The sequence below is a fragment of the Nocardia sp. NBC_01730 genome (assembly GCF_035920445.1).
Classification (GTDB): domain Bacteria; phylum Actinomycetota; class Actinomycetes; order Mycobacteriales; family Mycobacteriaceae; genus Nocardia.
In genome coordinates this window covers 6,758,287-6,779,081 of the sequence record NZ_CP109162.1, presented here as the reverse complement: position 1 = coordinate 6,779,081, position 20,795 = coordinate 6,758,287, and the positions used below count along the sequence as shown (strand labels likewise).

15 protein-coding genes and 1 tRNA gene are annotated in these 20,795 nt (G+C 66.8%); 7 read left to right on the top strand and 9 right to left on the bottom strand.

The genetic code is table 11. The features are described 5' to 3' along the window. Positions 1 to 138: 138 nt before the first annotated feature. From OHB12_RS28680 to OHB12_RS28670, 3 genes are all read right to left on the bottom strand, one after another. Positions 139 to 7,488: an amino acid adenylation domain-containing protein gene (locus OHB12_RS28680; RefSeq protein ID WP_442799873.1), complete on the bottom strand. Its 7,350-nt coding sequence runs from the start codon at positions 7,486 to 7,488 to the stop codon at positions 139 to 141. 288 nt (positions 7,489 to 7,776) lie between these two features. Further along, positions 7,777 to 8,760, bottom strand: a complete 984-nt coding sequence (locus OHB12_RS28675) for a LuxR C-terminal-related transcriptional regulator (RefSeq protein ID WP_327112454.1) — start codon at positions 8,758 to 8,760, stop codon at positions 7,777 to 7,779. Between the two features lie 142 nt (positions 8,761 to 8,902). Next, a complete protein-coding gene (locus OHB12_RS28670; protein WP_327112453.1) occupies positions 8,903 to 9,733 on the bottom strand; it encodes a M23 family metallopeptidase in 831 nt (276 codons plus the stop codon). 232 nt (positions 9,734 to 9,965) lie between these two features. Between OHB12_RS28670 and OHB12_RS28665 the strand changes: the two genes are divergently transcribed. The 3 genes from OHB12_RS28665 (at position 9,966) to OHB12_RS28655 (ending at position 12,160) form a co-directional block, all read left to right on the top strand. Continuing rightward, positions 9,966 to 11,030 carry a nitronate monooxygenase gene (locus OHB12_RS28665; protein ID WP_327112452.1) on the top strand — a complete coding sequence of 355 codons (1,065 nt, stop codon included), beginning with the start codon at positions 9,966 to 9,968 and terminating at the stop codon, positions 11,028 to 11,030. 63 nt (positions 11,031 to 11,093) lie between these two features. Then, the gene (locus OHB12_RS28660; protein WP_327112451.1) at positions 11,094 to 11,486 is read left to right on the top strand and encodes an SCO5389 family protein; all 393 of its coding nucleotides are present in this window, start codon (positions 11,094 to 11,096) and stop codon (positions 11,484 to 11,486) included. Positions 11,487 to 11,611: 125 nt separating this feature from the next. Beyond that, positions 11,612 to 12,160 (top strand): HD domain-containing protein, encoded by a 549-nt coding sequence (locus OHB12_RS28655; protein ID WP_327112450.1) that lies wholly within the window; start codon positions 11,612 to 11,614, stop codon positions 12,158 to 12,160. A 15-nt stretch (positions 12,161 to 12,175) separates the two neighbouring features. Here OHB12_RS28655 and OHB12_RS28650 read toward each other — a convergent pair whose 3' ends face one another. The 4 genes from OHB12_RS28650 to OHB12_RS28635 form a co-directional block, all read right to left on the bottom strand. Continuing rightward, complete coding sequence (locus OHB12_RS28650; protein WP_327112449.1) at positions 12,176 to 13,816, bottom strand: long-chain fatty acid--CoA ligase; 1,641 nt, start codon at positions 13,814 to 13,816, stop codon at positions 12,176 to 12,178. 30 nt (positions 13,817 to 13,846) lie between these two features. Then, entirely contained in the window at positions 13,847 to 14,116 is a 270-nt protein-coding gene (locus OHB12_RS28645; RefSeq protein WP_327112448.1) for a hypothetical protein, read from the bottom strand. A gap of 121 nt (positions 14,117 to 14,237) precedes the next feature. Continuing rightward, complete coding sequence (locus OHB12_RS28640) at positions 14,238 to 15,350, bottom strand: cation diffusion facilitator family transporter (RefSeq protein WP_327112446.1); 1,113 nt, start codon at positions 15,348 to 15,350, stop codon at positions 14,238 to 14,240. Continuing rightward, entirely contained in the window at positions 15,347 to 15,742 is a 396-nt protein-coding gene (locus OHB12_RS28635; protein ID WP_327112444.1) for an ArsR/SmtB family transcription factor, read from the bottom strand. The genes OHB12_RS28640 and OHB12_RS28635 overlap by 4 nt, the downstream gene beginning before the upstream one ends. Positions 15,743 to 16,182: 440 nt before the next feature. On the opposite strand from OHB12_RS28635, the gene OHB12_RS28630 reads away from it, so the two are divergent. From OHB12_RS28630 to OHB12_RS28615, 4 genes are all read left to right on the top strand, one after another. After that, entirely contained in the window at positions 16,183 to 17,325 is a 1,143-nt protein-coding gene (locus OHB12_RS28630) for an acyl-CoA dehydrogenase family protein (RefSeq protein ID WP_327112442.1), read from the top strand. Positions 17,326 to 17,406: 81 nt separating this feature from the next. Beyond that, on the top strand, positions 17,407 to 18,870 hold the full coding sequence (locus OHB12_RS28625; protein WP_327112440.1) for a flavin-containing monooxygenase: 1,464 nt from the start codon (positions 17,407 to 17,409) through the stop codon (positions 18,868 to 18,870). Between the two features lie 83 nt (positions 18,871 to 18,953). Further along, entirely contained in the window at positions 18,954 to 19,742 is a 789-nt protein-coding gene (locus tag OHB12_RS28620; protein WP_327121575.1) for a DUF1542 domain-containing protein, read from the top strand. Between the two features lie 118 nt (positions 19,743 to 19,860). Next, positions 19,861 to 19,933: transfer RNA gene (locus tag OHB12_RS28615), tRNA-Arg, on the top strand. A 188-nt stretch (positions 19,934 to 20,121) separates the two neighbouring features. Here OHB12_RS28615 and OHB12_RS28610 read toward each other — a convergent pair. Together OHB12_RS28610 and OHB12_RS28605 are read right to left on the bottom strand one after the other, a co-directional pair. Further along, positions 20,122 to 20,280 carry a hypothetical protein gene (locus OHB12_RS28610; RefSeq protein ID WP_327112438.1) on the bottom strand — a complete coding sequence of 53 codons (159 nt, stop codon included), beginning with the start codon at positions 20,278 to 20,280 and terminating at the stop codon, positions 20,122 to 20,124. A 220-nt stretch (positions 20,281 to 20,500) separates the two neighbouring features. Next, on the bottom strand, positions 20,501 to 20,782 hold the full coding sequence (locus tag OHB12_RS28605) for a hypothetical protein (RefSeq protein WP_327112436.1): 282 nt from the start codon (positions 20,780 to 20,782) through the stop codon (positions 20,501 to 20,503). Positions 20,783 to 20,795: the final 13 nt, after the last annotated feature.

The window sequence follows — 20,795 nt, the reverse complement described above, 5'->3', positions numbered from 1 at the left end:
ACCCCGCCTGGAACCTGGTACTCGCGCCGAGACGCTCCAGCCGCCCTTCGCCGAGCCTGGCCGGATCGAGCTGGAAAGGTCTCGCTCGTGGTGATCCGGCACCGGCTCTCGGCCGCAGCCCATACCGCGACTGCACGGTCATTCCGTGCCCAACAACTCGGCGAACTCGACGATCGAATCCACTCGAGCCCAGGAGCCTGGCGCACCGACACCAACACCGTTGTCGAGCACCACAGCGCGCAAATCCTCCAGCGCTGTCGGATCCAGTGTGTCCAATCCAGCACGATCTGTCACGAGATGGCTGACCCATTCGTCGGCCAGCGACTCGGTCAAGGCAGTGGATCTGTCGGGCTCCGCGACCAGCACCACCGATGCGCCCGCCGATCCGGCGGCGACCATCTCGACCAGCGCGGCGAGCGACTGCGCGCTGCCGTGCTGGAAGGTGCGTGATTCGAAGGTCAGCTCGGTCCGCGCGCACAGCCCTCCGGCCGCCGCGGCCAACCCGTCGTAGCTGAGCACCTGCTCCCCGCTGAACGCCGGGTCGCTGCCGCGCAGCGCACGGATACGGTGCGCGTAGGTCACCGGGCGCGGCGACTCGGCGGCGACATCGGCGACAACGCCGGGATCATCGAGCGCCAGCCAGTCGATGGCACCGATCGAGCGCGAGCCACCGACTGTGACCCCGACCTTGATCTCCAGCCCGTCCGGCAGCGCCGCGTCGAGTGTGGCCGCCGGCACCACCGCCGCACCCGCCTTCAGCACAGCCCAGGCGGTGATCATCGCCTCGATACCGCGCTCGAGCAGCACCGCGACACCCGTACCCGGCCCGCAACCACGCCCGATCAGCACCCGCGCCAACCGCGACGAACGAGCATCCAGATCCTGATACGACAGGGCGTTCTCGCCGGAAACCACCGCCGGGCCCTCCGGATCGTCTTCCACAGCAGCCGCCAACACCTGGGTCAACGCCGTGCCCGCGGTCGCCGTGGGCGCCTCGAGGCTCGCGGGTACGGCGGCGGCCATTCGCTCCCGCTCCACCTGGTCGAGGATGTCGATGTCGCCGACCAGGACATTCGGGTCGGTGGCCACAGCGGTCAGGATCCGTTCCAGCCTGCGCCCGAACGACTGGACCGTGGACTCGTCGAATATGTCGACGGCGTAGGTGAAGACAGTGTCCAGCTCACCGAACGAACCATCCTCGCGATGGTGCGGATCGACATTCACCTGCAGGTCGAACTTCGCCGCGACCATGCCCGCGTCCAGCCCGGCGACAGTGAGCCCCGGCAACTCCAAGACCGGCTGCTCATTGTTCTGGAACGACAGCACCACCCCGAACAACGGACTGCGCGTAGTCGCCCGACCGGGCGCGACCACCTCCACTACCCGCTCGAACGGAATATCCGCGTTGGCGAACGCGGTCAGATCGGTCTCCCGCGCCCGATCGACCAGCTCCACGAAAGGCAGACTCGACTCCACCGCCGTGCGCAGTGTCAAGGTGTTGACGAACATGCCGACCAGATCATCGAGCGCACGCTCGCCACGACCCGCGATCGGCGTGCCGATAGCTACGTCCGGGTCTCCCGACAACCGCGCGAGCAGCACAGCCAGCGCCGCGTGAACGACCATGAACAACGTCGAATTATGTTCGCGTGCAAGGCTGGTCAATGCCTCATGCACCTCGGCCGAAACAACGAACCCGGTGTTGGCCCCACGCATCGTCGATACCACCGGACGCGGACGATCCAGCGGCAATTCCAGCTCACCGGACAACCCGTCGAGCTGGTCACGCCAGTACGCCAACTGCCGGGCAGCCACCGAATTCTCGTCATCGTCGGTACCGATCACGCTGCGCTGCCAGATCGCGAAGTCGCCATACTGCACCGTCAACGGCGACCAACGCGGCGAGTTGCCACCGATCCTGGCCAGGTAAGCAGTCATCAGATCACGGGCCAGCGGCGCCATCGACGCGCCATCGGCGGCGATGTGATGCGCGACCACAGCCAGCAGATGCTCATCCGCCCCGGACTCCAGTAGCAGAGCACGCACCGGAACCTGCTCGGTCACATCGAACCCGGTTGCCATCAGCTCGGTAACCCGACCGACCGGGTCATCGGTGACCGCCACCTCCAGCCCACCCGGCAGCGCCTCAGCCACCGACAAGACTTCCTGATACGGCAACCCACCCGGCCCACGCACCGGATAACGCGTACGCAGCGACTCATGCCGCTCCAGCACATCCGCCATGGCATAACCCAACGCCGAGACATCCAGCACACCCGTCAACCGGATCGCCAACGGGATGTTGTACGCAGGCGAAGCCGGATCGAACTGATTGAGCACCCACATCCGCTGCTGCGCCAACGACAACGGCACCAACTCCACCCGCTCAGCGCGGGCGAGCTGCGGACGTGCACCACCACCGGTACCGGGCGTCACGCGGGCGGCCAACGCAGCGACGGTGGACGCCTCGAACAACTCGCGCACCGCGACGTTCGCGTCCAACGCCTCATTGATCCGCGCGACCACCCTGGTCGCGATCAGCGAATTACCGCCGAGAGCGAAGAAATCGTCATCCAAGCCGACCTCACCGGCACCAAGCAAACCGGCGAACACATCAGCCACGGCCTGCTCAACCGGCGACCTCGGCGCACGAAAAGTCACCGAACCGACGAACTCCGGCACAGGCAACGCCCTGCGATCGAGCTCACCGTTCGGAGTCAGCGGCAGGACCTCCAGCACGACAATGACATCAGGAACCAGATAGCCAGTGAGAAACTCGGCAACCTGAGCGCGCAACACCACCGGATCCAATTGAGCACCGGCATCGGGGACCACATAGCCGACGAGCCGATCACCCACATGCTCATCAACACCGACCAGCACGACAGCCTGGCTCACACCAGCACAACCCAGCAACACCGACTCGATCTCACCGAGCTCGACACGAAAACCACGCAGCTGGACCTGCCGGTCGCCGCGACCCGCGTATTCAAGGGTGGCCTGCCAACCGAGACCGACCCAGCGGCCGATATCGCCGGTACGGTACATCCGAGATCCCGGCGCGCCGAACGGATTCGCGACGAATCGCGCGGCGGCCACTCCGAAGCGGCCGAGGTAGCCGCGGGAGAGCTGGTCGCCCGCGACATAGATCTCCCCCGCAACGCCGACCGGCGCCGGGTGCAACCTGTCGTCGAGCACGTAGGCGTCCAGGCCGGGCAGTGCACGGCCGATCACGCTGGCCGCGTTGTCCACCATCTGCTCGTCCAGCGACAGGAACGACATGTGCACGGTGGTCTCGGTGATGCCGTACATGTTCACCAGCCATGGTGCGTCCACGCCGTGCCGCTCATACCAGCGCCGCAGCCGGCGCAGATCCAGCGCTTCACCGCCGAGGACCACGTAGCGCAGCGCAAACTTGCCCTGGTCGATCGGATGCGCGGCACGGTCGGCCTCGGCGAGCTGATAGAACTCCGACGAGGTCTGGTTGAGCACTGTGACCTGCTCGCGAATCAGCAACTCGCGGAACTGTTCCGGCGAACGCGACGTGAGGTAGTCGACCATCACCACGGTGCCGCCGTTGGCCAGCGCGCACCACAACTCCCACACCGAGAAGTCGAACGCGAACGAATGAAAGAGCGTCCACACGTCGGTCTCGTCGAACTCGAACAGCAGCTGAGTGTTCGCGAACAGCTCCACCACGTTGCGATGCGCCACGCCGACACCCTTGGGCACACCGGTCGAACCCGAAATGTAGATGACATACGCCAGGTTGTCCGGACGCAGCGGCGCGATGCGATCGGTGTCACCGACCGGGTCGTCGGCGAAGTTTGCGGTCTCTTCGAGCAGAATCACCGGAATATTGCCGGTCGGTACCGCGTCGCGCTCGTCCGCCGTGGTCAGGATGCAGATCGGTGCTGCGTCGACGAGCATGAACTCCAGCCGCTGCGCCGGATAGGTGGTGTCGATCGGCAGGTACGCCGCACCCGCTGTCAGCACTCCCAACAACGCGACGGGAAGCTCCTCCGATCGCGCAACCGCCACCGCCACCAGCGATTCCGGACCAACACCCTGCGCGATCAACGCACGAGCCACCCGATTCGCCTGACGTCGCAACTCACCGAAAGTCAGCGTGGTGTCACCGAAACGGACCGCGGCCGCGTTCGGCCGCCTGCGCGCCTGCGCGCCGAGCAGATCCACCAGGGTCACCTCGGGCACTGTCGCACCCGGGCTGTTCCACTCGTGTAGCACCAGGTCACGCTCACCAGGGGCGAGCACGTCGATATCGCCGACCGGCACGTTCGGGTCAGCAGTCACAGCCGCGAGAATGCGTCCGAAGCGGTCGGCGAAGTCGTGCACGGTTGCTTGATCGAAGAGGTCGGTGGCATAGGTGAACGCCGCTGAGATGCCATGCGCTTCGCCTCGCCGGTCGATGTTCTCGACCAGTGTCAGTTGTAGGTCGAACTTGGCCAGCGGCACGGCCGGGTCTACCCCCGACACCGAAAGGCCTGGCAGTTCCAGCTCTGTGCGCGCCAGGTTCTGGAAGGTCAACATCACCTGGAACAGTGGGTGCCGGCCTGCCGAACGTGCCGGGTCCAGCAACTCCACCAGCCGCTCGAACGGCACATCGGCGTGACCGAACGCCGCGACATCGACCGCACGCACCGCACGCAGCAGTTGATCGAAACGCGCACCGGAATCGATCTCGGTACGCAACACCAGCGTGTTGACGAACATACCGACCAGATCATCCAGCGCGGCCTCACCACGCCCCGCGATCGGGGTACCCACCGCGATATCGCGGGTACCCGACAACCGGGCCAACAGCACCGCCAACGCCGCGTGGACCACCATGAACAGCGTCGAATTATGGCTGTGGGCAAGACGACTCAATGCCGCATGCACATCGGCGTCGATCTCGAAACCAACCGTCGCACCACGGTGAGACGCGACCGCGGGACGCGCACGATCGGTAGGCAACTCCAACTGCTCAGTCAACCCGGCCAGCTCGGTACGCCAAAACGCGATCTGCTGCGCCAGTACCGAATCCGGGTCCTCCTCGGCGCCGAGGACCTCACGCTGCCACATCGCATAGTCGGCGTACTGCACCTCGAGCGCGGGCCATCCCGGTGCAACGCCGCGCATCCGGTCCACGTACGCGTGCATCAGGTCACGAGTCAACGGGCCCATCGAGAACCCGTCGCCTGCGATGTGGTGCACCACGCAGATCAGCACGTGCTCGGTCGCACTCAACGCGAGCAGGCGCACCCGCATGGGCGGCGCGGTGGTCACGTCGAAGCCCTCCGTCACCGCGGCAGCGACGAGCGCGGGCACCGCGGCCTCGTCGGCCTGCTCGACCACGAACTCCGGCACGGCACGCGGGTCACCCATCGGCAGCACCAGCTGGTAGCCCTCGCCGTCGACCTCCGGGTAGACGGTGCGCAGCACCTCGTGCCGCTCCGCGAGATCACCCACCGCTGCCCGCAACGCATCGACATCGAGCCGACCCGACAGACGCACCGCGGTCGGAATGTTGTTCACCGCGCTGGCCGGATCGAAACGGTTCAGAAACCACATACGCTGCTGGGCATACGACAACGGCACCCGCCCCTTGCGCGGACGTGCCTGCAACGCCTGACCGACAGCCGAACCCGCATGTTGTTCCACACGCGCCGCCAGCGCAGCCACCGTTGTCACCTCGAACAGCAAATGCACCGGAACCCGCACATCCAGCGCGGAACCGATTCGCGCCGCAGCCTGCGCGGCGAGCAGCGAATTACCGCCGAGCTCGAAGAAGTCGTCATCCGCGCCGACCCGGCCGTCCTCCTCGGGCACCAGCAGCGCGGCGAACACCTCGGCGACGATCTCTTCGACCGGAGTCGAGGGCGCGCGGAACGCGCGTGCGGCGAAGACGGGTTCGGGTAGCGCCGCACGGTCGAGTTTGCCGACCGGGGTCAACGGGATCTCATCCAGCACCATGATGGCGGCCGGAACCATATACCCGGGCAACGACTCCGCGAGGAACTCCTTCAGCGCACCGGTATCCACCACTGCCTTGGTCCCGGCCAACACATAAGACACCAAAGCCGTCGCCCCCGACGGCAACGCCCTACCCAACGTCGCCGCGAAGTCGATGTCCGGATGGCCGGTCAACACGTTATCGATCTCACCGAGCTCGACAGGGAACCCACGGACCTTCACCTGAAAATCCGAACGCCCCAAATACTCGATGACACCACCCTCACCACCATCGGACTCCACACGCCGCACCAAATCACCGGTCCGGTAGAGCCGCCCACCAAAGGCACCGGCATCGAACGGGCTGGCCACGAACCGCTCCGCGGTCAACCCCGGCCGCCCGAGATAACCCTGCGCCAACGCCGCACCCGACAGATACAACTCACCCACCACCCCGGCAGGCACCGGACGCAGCCGTGAATCAAGGACGAACGCACCGACTCCCGCGATCGCCGAACCGATCGTGATCGGATCACCCGGCACCATCACCGCGGTACTCGTGGCCAGAATCGTCGCCTCGGTAGGCCCGTAACCGTTGTAGAACTCCCGCTCACCGGCCCACCGGCCGACCAGCTCCGGACCGAACTTGTCCCCGGCCACCACCACGACCCGCAGATCGTCCAGCCCCGTCGGGTCCACCGATTCCAGTGCACCCGGAGTGATCAACATGTGCGTGACATGCTCACGCCGCAACAGATCCGACAGTTCATGCCCACCGAACACCGACGGCGGCGCGATCACCAACATCGCCCCAGAAGAGAACGCCAGCAGCAACTCCAGCACCGAAACATCGAAATTCGGCGAGCACACATGCAACACCCGCGACTCTTCGCTCACCCCATAATGCGCGCGCTCAGCCGCCACCAACCCGGCCAAACCACTATGCGACACCACGACGCCCTTGGGCTTGCCGGTCGCCCCCGAGGTATAGATCACATACGCCGGATGCCGCTCATCCAGCGGACGAACCCGATCCGTATACGAAATAGGATGCTCTGCACGCGCGGCGATGCGCTCCGCCTGCACCGGATCATCCAACTCGATCCAATACACGGCGGTGCCGAGCACGGCACGATGCCTCGAAGTGGTCAGACCCACCGTCGCACCGGAATCGGAGACGATGTGGTTGATCCGATCGGTCGGATACATCGGATCCACCGGCACATAGGCGGCACCGGTCTTCGCGATCGCCCACACCGCCGACACCGACTCCACACTGCGCGCGATACCGATGGCGACCACATCGCCCGGACCCACACCACGCTCGATCAACTCCCTCGCCAGCCGCGAGGACGCCGAGTCCAGCTCGGCGTAGGTCAACTCGCGATCGTCGGCGGGATCTCCCGTCGGATTGAACCTGATCGCGACCTCAGTGGCGGCGGACTCGACCGCGGCGGTGAGTAACTGCCCGAAAAGCAAACTGCTCGACCTGCGGCGACGGCTACCTCGAGCAGATCGACGGGCGGTTTCCATTCGAGTGCATTCACCTCTCGCGTCAAGCCAGAACCCGGCCAAACCCCGATCAAGGTCGTGTTTTCCGGGGCCAGTACGGTCCGAGAGATCATATTAGGGACTGATCGGTAGCCACGCGCGACTGGATTGCCACGGCTGCCGCTGCGGCGGTCCGCTTCCCCTTGGTACTGCCATACTTTCGTCGAACGCCGCCCGGTCCCTCATGGAAGTGGCGCGTTGCCTGATGCCTGCCGTCAGATCGACGCAGGTTCTGTCATGTTGCGGGAGCACCCGAATCGGTGAACCAGTTCACAACCATCCACGCCGGGTGGCCTGCACCCCGGCCTGAAACCGGGTGCTCGCGCCGAGCCGCTCCAGCAGCCTGGCGGTGCGGCGCACCACGGTGCGCCGGGACATCCCGAGCCTGCGGGCGATGGTGTCGTCGGTGGCGCCGAGACCCATCAGGGTCAGGATCGCCCGGTCGCGTTCGTCCAACGCCTCCGCGGTCGGATTCACCGAGATGGGCGCGGCCAGTGCCCAGAGCACGTCAAAGGTCTTGATCAGCAGGTCCAGCGTGGATGAGCTGGTGATCCGCAGACCCATCGGGTCGGGTCTGCGTTCGTCGGCGTGCAACACCAGGCTGGCCCGTTCGTCGTCACTGATGATCAGCTTGAACGGCGGCTCGGGCAGCGTTCTGGCCTGGGCCCCACTGGCATTGGTGGACAGTGCGTGCCGCAGGCGCTCCGAGTCCTGGTAGACGGTGTCCTGATAGAGGGTCTGGTAGCGGATTCCTTCGCCGATCCTGGCCCGTTTGAGCTGGAACAACTGTCGCTCACGGTCCAGATCGCTGAGATAGGGTCCGCGTTCCACCAGCTTGACGCAGGCGCGCGCACCGGTCTGCATCTCCTCGAAATCCGCGAGCATCTCCAAGCGCTCGAACACCGGCACCACGGCGCCGTTGCCGCGTGGCGAGCGGCGCACCGAACGAAACGTCTCGCTCAGCCGCGCTGCGGCAGCATGCATCTGGTTGATCTCTTGTTGCCTGCGCCGCGCTTCGGCTTCGGACAACGATTCCGGCGCGTGCGCGTCCCATACCGGGTCGCCGTCGGGCGACTCGATGCGAACCGCGGCGCGCAATTCACACAACAGATCCAACGAGTCCGCGGCGAAGTCTACCGAAACGCCGAGGTACTGCGCGATATCGGCGAGACTCGATCGCGGATGGTGCACCAGCACGGCGTAGGTGCGGCCGTGCGGTGACCCAGGCTCGAAGATGTCGCCCAGCTCGGTCACGGCCCGAGCCTAACGACCGACCGGTGTCCGTGGGGCGGCTCGAGCAGACCGAATCTCGAAGCGCTCATCGTGCCGCCGCGGTGTGGACATCCCGCGGTGGATACCGGAGTGATCGTCGGAACAGCAAGCCCGGCAGCCGAACTCAGTGCGCGGACGGGCCCCATCCCAAGGGCACGCCCTTGGCGGCCAGGTAAGGCATGGGGTCGATCTTGGTGCCGCCCTGGTCCCAGATCTCCAGGTGCAGATGCGGACCGGTCGACTGGCCCCGGTTGCCGACGGTGGCGATCACGTCGCCCGCGTTCACCCGCTGGCCCGCGTGGACGAACATCTCGTTCACGTGACCGTAGACCGCGGTGGTGCCGTCGTCCTGCAGCACGCGCACCCACAGGCCGAACCCGGAGGCCGGGCCCGCCTCGATCACTGTGCCGTTGCTGACCGAGTGGATCGGCGAGCCGAGCGTGTCGGCGAAGTCCAGGCCGTAGTGCATGGCACCCCAACGGCTGCCGAATCCGGAGCTGATCTCGCCCCCCACCGGGCGCACCGCCGAGGGCGGAGCGACCTGCTGCTGCACGCCCCGGAGGGCCTCCTCGGCCTGAGCCAGCGGCCCGACGACCTCCGGCGGCAGGTTCGGGATGCCGAACGGAGCGGCCACCGGAGCGGCCACCGCGGTGGCGGCCTGGGTGGCGGCCGGAGCGAGCTCCGCCGCGGCCTCGACGACCGGCGCCTGCGCGGTCTTCAGCTCGGCAACCTGCGTGATGCCGGTGTCCTTCGCAGCGACCTGGGTGGCCACCTCGTCGTCGGCGTCGTGCGCACCAGGCAACTGCGGGGACGCGTAGGTGACCTGGGTGGCGGTGCCGATCAGCGCGCCTGTGGCAACCACGACGCTGGCGGCGAACTTCGCCCGGCCCGTCGATGACGGCTCGGCGCGGTGCCGCGTCGGCCGACCCGTGACACCATCGCCGATGAGGCTCATGACGGTAATAGAACTGGGGCCTACACGGTGCTGCGACAAAACTGCGTCCTTGCCTCGAAGAACAGGGGTCCATCCCGGATGCCATACTTGGCGACGACCGGTTTATAACGATCCGGTGAAGCCGAACTAGATAACGTTTTGGCGTCCGTTGTGACGGGAACTCTACCTCGTCGTGACCATTCCGCAACCTTGTGCGGAAAAGTTGCTGGTGAGCGCTGGGTCACACGTCCAAATGAGCGAGACTTGGACCGTGATCATCGACCAACTTGGCGTCCCGATCGTGCTGGCCCCGATGGCGGGCGGCCCCTCCACTCCCGAGCTCACCGCCGCGGTCGCCGAAGCGGGCGGTTTCGGCCAGCTGGCGGCCGGCTACCTGAGCGCCGACGACACCGCGGCGCGGATCGCGGCGACCCGCGCCGCGACCGCCGAGCCGTTCGGCGTCAACCTGTTCGTGCCGGGACCCGAGACGCCCGCCGCCGACCTCGCCGACTATCTCACCGAACTCGGCGCCGACCACGAGCTCGGGGACGCGAAGTTCGACACCGACGACTGGGACGCCAAGCTGGACCTGCTCGTCGCCGATCCGGTCGCGGCCGTCTCGTTCACCTTCGGCTGCCCGACCACCACGGAGATCGCCCGGTTGCATGCCGCCGGCTCCGAGGTGTGGGTGACGGTGACGTCGGCGGCCGAGGCGCGCGTCGCGGTCGAGGCGGGCGCCGACGTCCTCATCGCCCAGGGCGCGGAGGCGGGCGGGCACCGCGCCACCTTCGTTGACCGGCCGGCCGACGACGCGACCGATCCGCTCACACTCCTGGCCCTGGTGCAGATCTTGACCGCGGCCACCGATCGGCCGCTCGTGGCCACCGGCGGTCTCATCACGGGCGCAGGCATCGCCGCGGCGCTGGCGGCGGGCGCCGCCGCCGCACAGCTCGGCACCGTATTCCTGCGCTGCCCCGAGGCAGGCACCAATCAGGTGCACCGCGCCGTGCTCATTGAGGACAACCCCACAATGCTCACCCGCGCCTTCACCGGACGCCGAGCGCGCGGGTTGCGCAACCGATTCATGATCGAGCACACCGCGACCGCGCCTGCCGCCTACCCCGAGATCCACTACGCCACCGCCCCGCTGCGGGCGGCAGCACGGGCGGCAGGCAACTCGGACGAAGTGAACCTGTGGGCTGGGCAAACGCACGCCCTGGCACCGGAGTTACCCGCAGGTGAACTGGTGCGAACGCTGGCCGCCGATACGAAAAGCGCACTGGAGTCAGCACTTTCGCGCCGAATCCAGCCTTGTTGACAACGACTTTCGATTAGAATCGAGGGGCATCGCATCGACCGTCTATCCCTGGAGGAAAGCGCTATGTCCCTCGATGTCCCCACCGAACTACTCGAACGCGCCGAGCGCGGCGAGGTCGACGACGCCGACTTCGTCGAGGTCGTCCGCACTTCGCTGCCCTACGCTTGGGAAGTCGTCAGCCGGGTCGCCGGTGACTTGCAGTCCGGCACTGCCGAATTCGCCGACAACACGGTTCCTCCCCCGGACGAGGTCGCCCGCGGGCAGCTGCTGCGCGCCATGGCCTCGGACGCGATCCGCGGCGGGCTGGAACGCCATTTCGGAGTGAAGCTCGCCTTCCAGAATTGCCACCGGGTGGCCGCGTTCCCGATCTCCGCGGTCGGCGGCGAAACCTACACTACGTTCATCGGCACCAGGGCTCAGCTGCTCAACCAGAACCCGGAGCTGCGCAACTGCTGATCAGCAAACTCTTAGCACCCGGCGCGGCACACGGTTTCGGCCCGCGCCGGGTGTTCTCTTGTCAGCACCGCACCCCGCGCGTCGGCACCGGCTGCTGTCCGGCGCTTCGAGTAATGTGAACCGGCATGAGCAGCAACGATCTTCGGAATGAGATCGAGGACAGGCTGTCGCCGTGGCAGCAACAGCTCGGTGGGGACCGCGCGGCCTACACCAATCACGTGCTGCGCGTGCTAGCCATGTGCGATCTTCTGGCAGATGATCAGCAACCGTCACCGAGCAGCCGCGAGGAGTATCTGACAGCCGCCGCCCTGCACGACATCGGCATCTGGTCGGCGGGCACCTTCGACTACCTAGCGCCCTCCTGTGACCACGCACGGGCCTGGTTGGCGAGCATCGACCGGAGCGACCTGGCCGAGGTCGTTGTGCCGATGATCACCGAGCATCACAGGATCCGTGCCGCGGGTGCGCCGGACGACGCGGTCGAGATCTTCCGCCGCGCCGACGCGATCGACGTCGAGTTCGGTCTGCTCGGCCGGTTCGGCGTACCCAGGGCGACCTACCGCGACCTGGTGAAACGGTATCCAGACAACGGCTTCCACCGCGCGCTGGTGCGGCTGGCCGCGCGGCGACTGTGGACCAATCCCACGTCACCACTGCCGATGCTGAAGTGGTGACGTGGGGCGGTGTGCTCAGCCGAGCGTGGTGACGTCCAAGTCGCCCTCGGCGTACTGGGTGCGCAACCGCTTCTTGTCGAACTTGCCCACGCTGGTCTTCGGCACCTCCGCAATGAACGTCCAGCGTTCCGGCAGCTGCCATTTCGCGAACTTGCCGGCGAGGAACTCGCGCAGCTCTTCAGGCTTCGCCTCGGCCCCCTCCGCGAGCACGATCGCCACCAGCGGCCGCTCGTCCCACTTCTCGTCCGGTACGCCGATCACGGCCGCCTCGGCGACCGCGGGGTGCCCCATCACGGCGTTCTCCAGGTCCACCGACGAAATCCATTCGCCGCCCGACTTGATCACGTCCTTGGAGCGGTCCACCAGGGTGAGGTAGCCGTCCCGACTGATCTTGCCGACGTCGCCGGTGCGTAGCCAGCCGTTGTGGAACTTCTCCGCGTCCACCGGCACGCCGTCCGGCGAGTAGTAGGAGGCGGTGATCCAGGGGCCGCGTACTTCCACCTCACCGAGCGATTCACCGTCGGCGGGGACAACGCTGCCATCGTCGGCGACCAGGCGAGCCTGCACGCCGGCCGGGAACCGACCCTGGGTCACCCGGTAGGCCCACTTGTCCTCCTCGGTGAGTGCGCTTGCCGGCGGATGCGCGACGCTGCCCAGCGGCGAGGTCTCCGTCATGCCCCACGCGTGCAGGACCCGCACGCTGTGCTTGTCCTGGAAGGCGCGCATCATCGACGGCGGAACGGCCGAGCCGCCCACCACGACCGAGCGCAGGTGCGTGATGTCTTGCGGATTGGCCGCCAACCCCGCCAACACACCGCCCCAGATGGTGGGCACCGCAGCGGCGAAGGACGGCTTCTGCGCGGCCATACACTCGAGCAGCGGGCCCGGCTGCAGGAAGCGGTCCGGCAGGAGCAGGTTCGCCCCGGACATCAGCGCCGCGTACGGCAGGCCCCAGGCGTTCGCGTGGAACAACGGAACGATGACCAGGATGGTGTCGGTGCCGTGCAGGCCCATTCCGTTGTTCGCGGCGACCTGCATGGCGTGCAACCAGTTGGAGCGGTGCGAATACGCCACACCCTTCGGGTCTCCGGTGGTGCCGGAGGTGTAGCACATCGCCGCGGCGGACCGCTCGTCGATCACCGGGAAGTCGTAGGTATCCGGCTGCGCGCCGAGCAGTTCGGTGTAGGAGTGCACCTGGACACCAGCCGGCGCGGTGAGCGTCGTCGCGTCACCATTGACCACGATGACGTGGCGGACCGTCTTCATGTTCGGCAGCAGCTGGGTGAACATCGGCACCAACGTGCCGTCCACCAGCACGACTTGGTCTTCTGCGTGGTTGGTCACGTACGCGACCTGGTCCGGGAACAGCCGGATGTTCAGCGCATGCAGCACCGCACCCATCGCGGGCACCGCGACGTAGGCGACCAAGTGCTCGTTGTTGTTCCACATGAACGTACCGACCCGGTCGCCGACGCCGATCCCCAACCCGCGCAACGCGTTCGCCAGCCGCGCCGACTCGGCGCCGACCTCACGGTAGGTCATGGTGCGTACGCCGGTACCGGTCCAGGTGGACACGGTGGAATCACCGACAAACGTCGATGCGTAGCGCAGCAACGTGGCCAGCGACAACGGCTCGTCCTGCATGGTGCTCAACATCGGAACTCCTTTTTCTTCAGTGACTTCCCCTCAGAAAGCCAAGTCGGTGTCGGCAACCTTCGGCGTCTCCGACGTGATCCCGTAGGGCAACCCGACCCAGCGCATCACCTCGGGGTACCGAATCGGTGTACCGCTGGTGAGCACGGCGCACAGCGCGCGCTCGGGGTCGTCCCAGGCCACATCGTCGGTGACGCCGAGAGGTACGAAGGCACACCGGGTACCCGAGCTGAGATGCTCGGGCACGTGGCTCCATCGGACCAGGTCGGGAAGCGTGGACAGGTTCGGTACGCGCGCCGGCATGCTTTAGCACGCACTGACCATGAGCCACATCACATCGGCGATGCTACCCAACAGTAGGGCGCGGCGGGCAAGGCCTAGCTGGAATCCGGCCGGACGTGCGATCGCCATCAGTCTCCGCTGGTCAGCTCGGCTGCCCGGTCGGAGCGGTCCGGTCCGCCCCGCTGTGCGCCGGATACGCGTGGACCACGGCGGTATTCAGTTTCGGCACGACGTGGGTGAGCGTGTGCTCGGCGTCGTGCGCGACCCGATGGGCGTCCGCCAGCGTGATCGTCGGTGCGACGTCGAGTTCGACGTCGGCGTGCAGGCGATGCCCGATCCAGCGCATGCGCAGGCTGCGCACGCCCTGGACGTCCGGCTCGGCCGCGAGCGCCCGTTCGGCCACGCTGATCAATCCGGGCTCGACCGCGTCCATCAGCCTGCGCAGCACGTCCCGTGCCGCGGTCCGCAGTACCGCGAGGATCGCGACCGTGATCAGCAGGCCCACAATCGGGTCGGCCAACGGGAAGCCGAGCGCCACTCCCCCCGCGCCGAGCAGCACGGCCAGCGATGTGAGCCCGTCGGTCCGCGCGTGCAGTCCATCGGCGACCAGCGCGGCCGAGCCGATGTGGCGCCCGACCCTGATCCGGTAGAGGGCGACGGTCTCGTTGCCGAGGAACCCGATCACTCCCGCTGCGGCGACCCAGCCCAGATGCTCGATCGGCACCGGATCGATGAGTCTGCGCACCGCCTGATATCCGGCGGTCAACGCCGAGAGGGCGATCATGGCGACGACGAACAGCCCCGCCAGGTCCTCGGCCCTGCCGAATCCGTAGGTGTAGCGCCGGGTCGCGGCCCGGCGACCAAGGGCGAACGCGATCCACAGCGGGACGGCGGTCAGCGCGTCGGAGAAGTTGTGGATGGTGTCGGCCGCCAACGCCACCGACCCGGACGCGGCGACGACCAGCAGTTGCAGCGACGCGGTGATCCCGAGGACGACCAGGCTGATCTTGACCGCGCGGATGCCGATCGCGCTGGTCTCCAGCGCGTCGTCCACGCTGTCGGCGGCATCGTGGCTGTGCGGAACGAAGATCTCCCGCAGAACGCCGCGCAGACCTCTTGATTGCTGGTGCGCGTTGCGGTGTCCGGCATGCACATGGTGCCGGTGCCGGTGCGCGTGGCCGAGGTGGTGTTCGTGCAGGTGCACATCCGCTTCGCGCGGACTTTCCGCTCCGGCAGCATGTTTCGCGTGGCTCATCGGGCATCCGTCCCGTCCCGTCGAGGCAGTTCGTGGACCGCGCCGTCGCCGCGGTGATGCGGCGGGACACCGGGCCCGGCGTGCTCGGCGTTGTATACCGCGTCCATCACCAGCTGCCGAACATGCTCGTTCTCCAGGCTGTAGAAGATCGTCGTGCCCGATCGGCGGGTATTCACCAGCCGCGCCATCCGCAGTTTCGCCAGATGCTGCGACACCGAGGATGCGGGCTTGCCGACCTGTCCGGCCAAGTCGTTCACCGATAGTTCGCGGTCGACCAGGGCCCACAACACCTGCACACGGGTGGGATCGGCCAGCATCCTGAATACCTCGACAACCAGCCCGACCTGGTCTTCCGCGAGCAGAGGACGCATTTCCTGGTTATCTGCATTCATACGCAGATAATAGGGCAGGAAGCGCGTCGGACACCAGCATTCCCGGGCCGGTGTGGCGGCGGCGCCCCCTGCGTTGCCGCCGACACACCGGTCGCCCCCGGATCCGAACAGCTTTCTGTCTTAGTCGAGTGTGGCGCTTGTGCGCCAGTCGAGTGAACCGATATCACCCGAATGAGACAAACCTGATCGCACAGGCTCAGGTGCGGTTTCGGATCTCCTTAGGCGGCGGCGCGGTGACCAGCGCGAAACCTAGAGCGTCACATCGAAGTCACGCACATGCTGTGCACACAGCTGCACGTGCAGATCCAGCCGCCGAGCGCCCGGCAACGCGGCCGCATGCCCGGCGTGGACCGCTGAGCCGGAGGAAGGCAGGCTCCGGCAAGGCCGCGGTTACTGTGAGTCACGAGACAACGCACCGAGTGACCGCCGGAGTAGACGACATGCCAGTGGACCGAATGCTGCCCACCCCCGAGGCCAGGGATCTGCTCGAACTGACCCGCGACATTGCCGACAAGGTGCTGGAACCGCGGGTGGTCGACTGCGAGAAGACCGGGACTTTCCCCGACGGCGTCTTCCCCGCGCTCGGCGCGGCCGGGCTGCTCAGCCTGCCGTACCCGGAAGAGTTCGGCGGCGGCGACCAGCCCTACGAGGTGTACCTCCAGGTGCTCGAGGAACTGGCCGCCCGCTGGGCCGCCGTCGCGGTCGCGGTCAGCGTGCACAGCCTGTCGTGCCATCCGCTGTTCACTTTCGGTACCGACGAGCAGAAGCAGCGCTGGCTGCCCGGGATGCTCTCCGGCGAGACCATCGGCGCTTACAGCCTTTCCGAGCCACACGCCGGATCGGACGCGGCCGCGCTGCGCTGTCGGGCGACTCGCGTCGAGGGCGGTTTCCGAATCAACGGCGCCAAAGCCTGGATCACCAACGGCGGCCGCGCCGATTTCTACACCCTGTTCGCCCGCACCGGTGAAGGCTCGCGCGGCGTCTCCTGCTTCCTGGTCCCACGGGACGCCGATGGACTGAGCTTCGGCAAGCCTGAGGAGAAGATGGGCCTGCGTGCCGTGCCGACCACCACCGCCGCCTACGACGACGCGTTCCTGCCCGCCGAACGCTTGATCGGCGACGAAGGACAGGGACTTTCGATCGCGTTCAGCGCCTTGGACTCCGGCCGACTCGGCATCGCCGCGGTCGCCACCGGTCTGGCGCAACGCGCCCTGAACGAGGCCGTCGCCTACGCCAAGGAACGCGAGGCGTTCGGCCGCCACATCATCGACCACCAGGGCCTCGGCTTCGTACTCGCCGACATGGCCGCCGCCGTCGACTCCGCACGCGCCACGTATATCGACGCCGCACGGCGTCGTGACATGCGCCTGCCATACTCCCGCCAAGCCAGCGTGGCCAAACTCGTCGCCACCGACGCCGCGATGAAGGTCACCACCGACGCGGTCCAGGTGTTTGGTGGCTACGGCTACACCCAGGACTTCTCCGTCGAGCGCTACATGCGCGAAGCCAAGGTGATGCAGATATTCGAAGGGACCAACCAGATCCAACGCCTGGTCATCGCCCGTCAGCTCGCCGAGAACTGATAACCCGCAAGTGGCCGAAAATACCGATTTCCTGACCGCGGATGTCTTCGGACCTGCGGGTTCGCGTCTTACGCTCGAGGCATGACAACGCCGTCCATCATCATCATCGGAGCCGGTTTCGGCGGGCTCGGCATGGCACTGGAGCTGCGGCGGGCCGGACTGGACACGTTCACCATCCTGGAACGCGCCGAGGATCTCGGCGGCGTATGGCGCGAGAACACCTACCCCGGCGCGGCGTGTGACGTGCCGTCGCCGTTGTACTCCTGGTCCTACGAACCGAAGTCGGACTGGCCACGGCGTTTCTCCGAACAGCGCGACATCCAGGCGTATATGCGCGGCGTCGCCGCGAAGCACGGCCTGGAGCGGTTCATCCGCTTCGGCACCGAGGTGACCGACGCGGAGTTCGACGAGCGGACCGGCCGGTGGACCGTCGAAACGGCCGACGGGTCGCGGCTCACCGCCGACATCCTCATCCCGGCGGTCGGGCAGCTGTCGCGTCCTGCCCTGCCGAACATCCCGGGGATCGACACCTTCACCGGTCCCGCCTTCCACTCCGCCGAGTGGAACCACGAGGTCGACCTCACCGGAACACGCGTCGCCTGCATCGGGACCGGAGCCAGCGCGATCCAGTACATCCCGCGCATCCAGCCGAAGGTCGCGCATCTCACGCTGTTCCAGCGTTCGGCGGCCTGGGTGCTACCCAAGGCCGACATCGAGTACAACGCCGTGCACCATGCGCTGTTCAAGCACTTCCCGCCCAGCCGCCTCGCCGAGCGCTTCGCGATCTGGTCCTTCTTCGAGGTGATGGCGCTGGCGCTCACCGACATCCCTGCGGTGAAGACCCCCGTCATCGCACTGGCCGACCGGCACCGCGCCGCACAGGTGCCCGACGCCGAACTGCGCGCGAAGCTGACGCCCGACTACGCAGCCGGCTGCAAACGCGGCCTGTTCTCCAACGAATATCTCCCCGCGCTGGCGCAGCCGAACGTCACCGTGGAGACCACCGCGATCGAGGCGATCACGCCGACCGGAATCCGCACCGCCGACGGCGTCGAGCACGAGGTGGACGTCATCATCTACGGCACCGGATTCAAGGGCACCGAGTTCCTGGCACCGATGAACATCTACGGTCTCGGCGGGCGCAAGCTGGCCGACGTCTGGGGCAACGCGGGCGCGCGCGCCTACCTCGGCCTTTCCGTGCCGCACTTCCCGAACCTGTTCATGATGTACGGCCCGAACACCAACGTCGGCTCCGGCTCGATCATCTACATGCTCGAATCGCAGGCCCGCTACATTCGCCAGGTGGCGCGGTACCTCACCGACCGGCCCGGGCGCTATCTCACCGCCCGCGCCGCCACCGAGCAGCGCTGGGACGACTGGCTGCAGAAGCGGCTGAGAGATACGCCGTGGAACTTCTGCTCCAGCTGGTACCGGAACGCGGCGGGACGGATCACGAACAACTGGCCCGGCGCCACCGTGTTGTACCGCTGGAAGACAAGGACTTTCGACCCCACCGACTACGACGAGACAGCCGCGGCGCCCTAGCCTTCCGCACTCAGCCCCGCCTCAGCAAGCCGACAGTAAACTGGCATTGTCCGGGGTCGAGGCAACGGAAGAGGTACACGGTGTTGTGGCTACTGATGGTCGTCGTGATCGTGATGCTTGCCGCCTTGCTGGCGTGGCAGGCGCAGCGGAGCAAACAGCGCGCGGCGACCGAACTCGCCGACGCGCTCGCCGACGCACGGCAGGTGAACGAGCGGCTCGGCGGCCAGGTCTACACCCTCAGCGGGAGCAACGACGCGGCCGTGCAGGCGTTGGCCGACGGGTCCGAACGACATCTCGCGGCGGGATCGCAACTCGACCAGGCCCGCACCCCCACCCAGGCGCGGCTGGCGAAACAGACCGCGCTGGAAGGTCTTTACTACATCAGAGCCGCACGCACCGCCATGGGCATGGACCCGGGTCCCGCGGTCGCGGCGCTCGACGGGCAGGACACCGCAGGGCAGGTCAGCGAGAAGCGAGTCGTCCAGTACGAGGGCAGGAAGATCGCGGCCGCACCCGAGCCCTCGTCGGCGACGCCGAACTACTATCCCGGCGGCCGAGTCGCCGGACGACCGGTTCCCGCGGGCTGGTACTCCGAGCCCTGGTGGAAGCCGGCCCTGGTCGGCGGCGCCTGGGGCCTCGGCTCCGCGCTACTGTTCACGTCACTGTTCTCCGGGATGTCCGGAGTGGGATATGACGCGCAAGGGTTCGAGAGCGGATACGGGGAGGGGTACCAGGACGGGCTAGCGGCCGACGGCGGCGGCGGATCAGACACGGGGTATGACCAAGGTAGTGACTACTCCGGTGGCTATGACAGCGGCGGATACGACAGCGGCGGCTTCGACGGCGGCGGCGGCTTCGACGGCGGGTTCTGACTCGTCGGCACGCCCAGGAACTGCCACTTTCGACGGCACTGGAAAGCGATGCGGTCTCCCAGCCCTCGACCCGGTAGACTGCGCACGTCCCCGGTAGGCGCAACGCCCACCACGACCAGCCTTCGTAGCTCAGGGGATAGAGCACCGCTCTCCTAAAGCGGGTGTCGCAGGTTCGAATCCTGCCGAGGGCACAAACCTGCGACGCGTTTCCGCAGGACAGCAGGTTTTTCTGATCCGTGCATCGCTTCCGGATAGCCAAAACCGAAATGTGCAGGTCAAACGGTTACCCTGGTGCGAGCCCCCTAGGAAACACAAAACATGGGCAACCGGGCCGGCAACTCGCCGGAATTCAGGACCGGCCGACTTCGGAGCAACCCGCCTACCATTTCAACAGCGCGGCAAGCGCCTTCGCCTGCGCGGCAGCGATGCGCTCTCCTTCCGCACCACCGACGTATCGAACCTCGAAGGACGCCGTCAACCCGTCACACACGGTTGGACAGGTATCCCGACCGGACTCCGTCCGATCCGGCTGATGCATGGTCGCCACCTCCGCCCCGGTCGCCCATCGAGACCTGGCTCATCGGCACGTCCGACTCGGATATCACCGAGTCGACGGGATCGCTCTCGTTGCTCGCAGCCACGCGCAAGATTCTCGATCAGATCACACTCCAACTCGGGCATGCGCGCAGACGAGAGCCGATCCGCCGACGATGGCGACTGCGGTCAGCGCCGGTCTATTCGACCGGGGGTTGCGTCATTCATGACATAGCCGCGTGTTCGATCACCACTTGATGCGCACTCACAAGCAGGGTCTTCTTCTGTCCCGTGGCACGTTTGGCCGGGACGGGGTGGGCGATGAGTTTGGCGCGGTAGCCGTAGCAGGCTTTGCCGATGTTGAATCCTGCTTCGGTGTGGACGGCGGGTGAGCACGCTGGTGCTCGCCCAGGTTGGTTGTTGGCCAGGTACCACCAGATGCGGCCGAGGAGTGCGCTGCTTGCCTCCCACTTCGGCACGATCGCTGGCGTTGCGTCGACAGACACGACTGCACACCAG

What these genes read in the sequence shown, in the direction of transcription:
- OHB12_RS28680 (WP_442799873.1), bottom strand. Translation starts at nt 7,488, where the DNA reads ATGGAAACCGCCCGTCGATCTGCTCGAGGTAGCCGTCGCCGCAGGTCG.
- OHB12_RS28670 (WP_327112453.1), bottom strand. Translation starts at nt 9,733, where the DNA reads ATGAGCCTCATCGGCGATGGTGTCACGGGTCGGCCGACGCGGCACCGC.
- OHB12_RS28665 (WP_327112452.1), top strand. Translation starts at nt 9,966, where the DNA reads ATGAGCGAGACTTGGACCGTGATCATCGACCAACTTGGCGTCCCGATC.
- OHB12_RS28660 (WP_327112451.1), top strand. Translation starts at nt 11,094, where the DNA reads ATGTCCCTCGATGTCCCCACCGAACTACTCGAACGCGCCGAGCGCGGC.
- OHB12_RS28655 (WP_327112450.1), top strand. Translation starts at nt 11,612, where the DNA reads ATGAGCAGCAACGATCTTCGGAATGAGATCGAGGACAGGCTGTCGCCG.
- OHB12_RS28650 (WP_327112449.1), bottom strand. Translation starts at nt 13,816, where the DNA reads ATGTTGAGCACCATGCAGGACGAGCCGTTGTCGCTGGCCACGTTGCTG.
- OHB12_RS28645 (WP_327112448.1), bottom strand. Translation starts at nt 14,116, where the DNA reads ATGCCGGCGCGCGTACCGAACCTGTCCACGCTTCCCGACCTGGTCCGA.
- OHB12_RS28640 (WP_327112446.1), bottom strand. Translation starts at nt 15,350, where the DNA reads ATGAGCCACGCGAAACATGCTGCCGGAGCGGAAAGTCCGCGCGAAGCG.
- OHB12_RS28635 (WP_327112444.1), bottom strand. Translation starts at nt 15,742, where the DNA reads ATGAATGCAGATAACCAGGAAATGCGTCCTCTGCTCGCGGAAGACCAG.
- OHB12_RS28630 (WP_327112442.1), top strand. Translation starts at nt 16,183, where the DNA reads ATGCCAGTGGACCGAATGCTGCCCACCCCCGAGGCCAGGGATCTGCTC.
- OHB12_RS28625 (WP_327112440.1), top strand. Translation starts at nt 17,407, where the DNA reads ATGACAACGCCGTCCATCATCATCATCGGAGCCGGTTTCGGCGGGCTC.
- OHB12_RS28610 (WP_327112438.1), bottom strand. Translation starts at nt 20,280, where the DNA reads ATGCATCAGCCGGATCGGACGGAGTCCGGTCGGGATACCTGTCCAACC.